Annotated in this window: 5 protein-coding genes; all 5 read left to right on the top strand. The window is 66.1% G+C overall.

Going from position 1 to position 4,399, the window contains the following annotated elements:
* The coding region (gene fabG, locus DBR20_RS11630) for a 3-oxoacyl-ACP reductase FabG (RefSeq protein WP_108266273.1) at positions 1-536 on the top strand (536 nt) is incomplete at its 5' end.
* 153 nt (positions 537-689) lie between these two features.
* Positions 690-929 (top strand): acyl carrier protein, encoded by a 240-nt coding sequence (gene acpP, locus DBR20_RS11625; protein WP_025874077.1) that lies wholly within the window; start codon positions 690-692, stop codon positions 927-929.
* Positions 930-1,074: 145 nt separating this feature from the next.
* On the top strand, positions 1,075-2,337 hold the full coding sequence (fabF, locus tag DBR20_RS11620; RefSeq protein WP_100551697.1) for a beta-ketoacyl-ACP synthase II: 1,263 nt from the start codon (positions 1,075-1,077) through the stop codon (positions 2,335-2,337).
* Between the two features lie 92 nt (positions 2,338-2,429).
* On the top strand, positions 2,430-3,794 hold the full coding sequence (locus DBR20_RS11615) for an aminodeoxychorismate synthase component I (RefSeq protein ID WP_108266272.1): 1,365 nt from the start codon (positions 2,430-2,432) through the stop codon (positions 3,792-3,794).
* A 210-nt stretch (positions 3,795-4,004) separates the two neighbouring features.
* The coding region (locus tag DBR20_RS23040; protein WP_258223312.1) for an endolytic transglycosylase MltG at positions 4,005-4,399 on the top strand (395 nt) is incomplete at its 3' end.

Raw genomic sequence — 4,399 nt, 5'->3', positions numbered from 1 at the left:
ACGCCGTGCTTGACGGCATCGCCAAGGAATTCGGCCCGATCTCGATCCTGGTCAACAACGCCGGCATCACCCGCGACAACCTGCTGATGCGCATGAAGGAAGACGATTGGGCGTCGATCATCGACACCAACCTGACCAGCGTGTTCCGCACCAGCAAGGCCGTCATGCGCGGCATGATGAAGGCGCGCAAGGGCCGCATCATCAACATCGCCTCGGTGGTGGGCGTGACCGGCAACGCCGGCCAGGCCAACTATGCCGCCGCCAAGGCCGGCATCATCGGTTTCTCCAAGTCGCTGGCCAAGGAAATCGGCTCGCGCGGCGTCACCGTCAACGTGGTCGCGCCGGGCTTCATCGACACCGACATGACCAAGGCGCTGCCGGAAGAAGCGCGTACCGCGCTGATCGGCGACATCGCCCTCGAACGCCTGGGTTCGCCGGAGGACATCGCCCATGCGGTGGCCTTCCTGGCCAGCCCGGCTGCCGGCTACATCACCGGCGAAACTCTCCATGTGAACGGCGGCATGTACATGCCGTAAGCAAGGGGCGCAGGGATCGCGCCGCAAGTGATTGATCTGCGAGGATTTTTGCTGCAATGCAAGGTCACGCCGGTTTCCACTACACTATCCCACGGCCATCGCCTTTGATGGCGACCACTTTTTGAACCACTACTCCATCTGGAGCGATATCCCATGAGCACCATCGAAGAACGCGTCAAGAAAATCGTCATCGAACAGCTTGGCGTCAAGGAAGAAGAAGTCACCAACAGCGCATCGTTCGTCGATGACCTGGGCGCTGACTCGCTGGACACCGTCGAGCTGGTGATGGCGCTGGAAGAAGAATTCGAGTGCGAGATCCCGGACGAAGAAGCCGAGAAGATCAGCACCGTGCAGGCTGCGATCACCTACATCACGGCCCACGTCAAGGCCTGATGCAGGACGTCAGTGCGCGCGCGGGCGTTGAGCTCGGCGCGCACGACACCCCATGGGGCCGCTGTTTGCGGCCCCGTGTGTTTGCGTACCACACCGAAGTAAACCGCGTTACCCGCAAAGAACGTTCGGGTCAGGAGAATCAGCAATGAAGCGTCGCGTCGTCGTAACCGGCCTGGGTATGGTCTCGCCGTTGGGCAATGATCTGGCCAGCAGCTGGGAAGGCATCACCCACGGTCGTTCGGGCATCGGTCCGCTGACCAACGTTTCTGATGCCTACCTGGAACGGTTCACCACCAAGATCGCAGGTGAGGTCAAAGGCTTTGACATCACCGCCGACAACGAACTGTTCGGCAAGTACCGGGTCAGCGGCAAGGATGCCAAGAAGATGGACCCGTTCATCCATTACGGCCTCGGTGCCGCCTTCATGGCCCTGCATGATTCGGGCCTGGAGATCACCGACGCCAACGCCGACCGCATTGGCGCCATCGTTGGCGCCGGCATCGGCGGCCTGCTCGGTATCGAAGAGCAGACCATCGAGTTCCACGAAGGGAAGAAGATCTCTCCCTTCTACGTGCCCAAGACCATCATCAACATGCTGCCGGGCCAGCTGAGCATCATCAGCGGCCTGAAGGGCCCGTCGTTCTCGGCGGTCTCGGCGTGCGCCACCTCCAACCATTCCATCGGCACCGCCATGCGCATGATCCAGTACGGCGATGCGGACGTGATGGTGGCCGGCGGTGCCGAACGCGGTTCCTCGCCAACGGCGCTGGGCGGCTTCTGCGCGATGAAGGCGATGAGCACCCGCAACGACGCCCCGGAACAGGCCTCGCGCCCGTGGGACAAGGACCGTGACGGCTTCGTGCTGGGCGACGGCGCCGGCATCCTGATCCTGGAAGAGTACGAGCACGCCAAGGCACGTGGCGCGAAGATCTACTGCGAGCTGGCCGGTTTCGGCGCCAGCTCCGACGCGTACCACATGACCGCGCCGAGCGAGAACGGCGAAGGCGCTGCGCGCTGCATGACCATGGCCCTGAAGGACGCGGGTGTCACCCCGGAACAGGTCGGCTACCTCAACGCACATGGCACCTCGACCCCGCTGGGCGACCTCGGTGAGACCATGGCGATGAAGACCGCTTTCGGCGACCACGCCTACAAGATGATGGTCAGCTCCACCAAGTCGATGACCGGCCACCTGCTCGGCGCTGCCGGCGGCGTGGAAGCGATCTTCTCGGTGCTGGCAATGCGCGACAACGTGATTCCGCCGACCATCAACCTGCAGCAGCCGGGCGAAGGCTGCGACCTGGACTACGTGCCCAACGAAGCACGCCAGGCCAAGGTCGACGTGGTGATGTCCAATGGCTTCGGCTTCGGCGGCACCAACGGCACGCTGATCTTCAAGCGCGTCTGATCGCACCGGCAGCGTCGAGCCAGGCTCGACTCCGCCAACCACGAGGCCGCCGCAAGGCGGCTTCCGTGTATCCGTCTCCCGAACTGGCTGCCATGACCCACGCCCCGCTGATCCACCCGCTGCCGCACCCGATCGACCTGCTGGCCCTGCAGCAGCACGACCCGGCGCGTTTCCCGCTGCTGATGGAGTCCACCGCCTCGGGTACCGCGCAGGGCCGCTGGAGCCTGCTGCTGGCCGCGCAGGGCGATACCCTGCAGCTGGATGCCGATGGCCAGGTGCGCGACCAGCACGGTGCACTGCAGCCCGGCAGTTTCCTGCAGGCGCTGGACCGCGCATGGCAGGCGCAGCGCCTGCCGCACGACGGCGGCCACGCGCTGCCGTTCCGCGGTGGCTGGGCGCTGATGCTGGATTACGAAGTGGCCAGCCAGGTCGAGCCGGTACTGCCGGCGCGCGCACGCGATGACGGTCACCCGACCGCGCTCGCCCTGCGCTGCCCGGCCGCCGTGCTGCATGACCACCAGGCCGACACCAGTTTCCTCATTGCCGAGGCGGGCGAGCAGGCACTGCTGGACACGCTGGTCGCCTTGGTGGCCGGCGAACTGCCGCAGGCCGGGCAGGGCTGGCAGCCGCCGCAGTCGGTCAGCGAAGACGAGCCGCAGCGCTTTACCGATGGCGTGCGGCGGGTGATCGAGTACCTGCGCGCTGGTGATGTGTTCCAGGTGAACCTGTCGCGGCGCTGGAGCGCGCACTTCGCAGCGCCGGTCAGCCCGCAGGCGCTGTACGCGCAGCTGCGACGCGCCAATCCGGCGCCGTTTGCCGGCCTGTTCAGTGCGCACGGCCGGCATGTGGTCAGCTCGTCGCCGGAACGGCTGGTATCGGTGCATGGCGGCCACGCGCAGACGCGCCCGATCGCCGGCACCCGCCCGCGCTTTGAAGGCGACGACGATGCCGCGCGCATCCAGGAGCTGGTCGGCCATCCCAAGGAGCGCGCCGAGCACGTGATGCTGATCGACCTGGAGCGCAACGACCTGGGCCGCATCTGCCTGCCCGGCACGGTCGTCGTGGACGAGCTGATGACCGTGGAAAGCTACGCTCACGTGCACCACATCGTCAGCAACGTCAGCGGCCACCTGCGCGCGGACGTGACCCCGGGCGAAGTGATCGCCGCTACCTTCCCCGGCGGCACCATCACCGGCTGCCCGAAGGTACGCTGCATGCAGATCATCAGCGAGCTGGAGCAGGTGCCGCGCGGCGCGTACACCGGTGCGTTCGGCTGGCTGAACCGCGATGGCGACCTGGACCTGAACATCCTGATCCGCACCGCCGAAGTGGATGGCAACGAGGTCAGCTTCCGTACCGGTGCCGGCATCGTGGTCGACTCGGACCCGGACAAGGAACTGGACGAAACCCGGGCCAAGGCCCGCGGCCTGCTGCGGGCGCTGGGGCAGCAGGGTTGATCGATTGCCGCCGCCGGGCATGGCCCGGCGCTACCGGTCCTGGTGGGCACGGATGCTTCCATGGTCGTTCATCCACGCATGGCGTGGATCTACTGGGTATCGCTCTTGGTGGGTGCCGACCGTTGGTCGGCACGGGTGGGCGCCCCCGGTCATGACCCCACACCAGCGGCACGGTATCCTGCACGACGGAATCGAGTTCAGAGGTAGTCCATGGCGGGAGCCAAGCGCGGGTGTCTGTGGGTGGTAACACTGCTGCTGGTGCTGGCCGCCATCGTGGCCGGCGCGGGCGCGTGGTTCTTCTACAAGCAGACCCAGTTTGCCGACGTGCCGTTGACCCCCAGTGCGGACAGCGTGGTCATCGCCAGCGGCGATGGCATGAACAGCGTGCTGCGCAAGCTGCGCGAGGCCGGCGTGGACGAGGGCCAGGACACCCAGTGGCAACTGCTGGCGCGCCAGCTCGATGCCGCTGGCAAGCTGAAGGTAGGCGAGTACGCGCTGAGCAGGGATCTGACCCCGCGCGAACTGCTGCTGCGCATGCGCGCCGGCAAGGTGCTGCAGCACCGCGTCACCATCATCGAAGGCTGGAACATCCGCCAGCTGCGCGC

Origin of the sequence: Stenotrophomonas sp. HMWF023 (assembly GCF_003060985.1) — a bacterium.
Classification (GTDB): Bacteria; Pseudomonadota; Gammaproteobacteria; order Xanthomonadales; family Xanthomonadaceae; genus Stenotrophomonas; species Stenotrophomonas lactitubi.
Note: the sequence above shows the minus strand (reverse complement) of the source record. Positions and strands in the feature narration are given on the sequence as shown.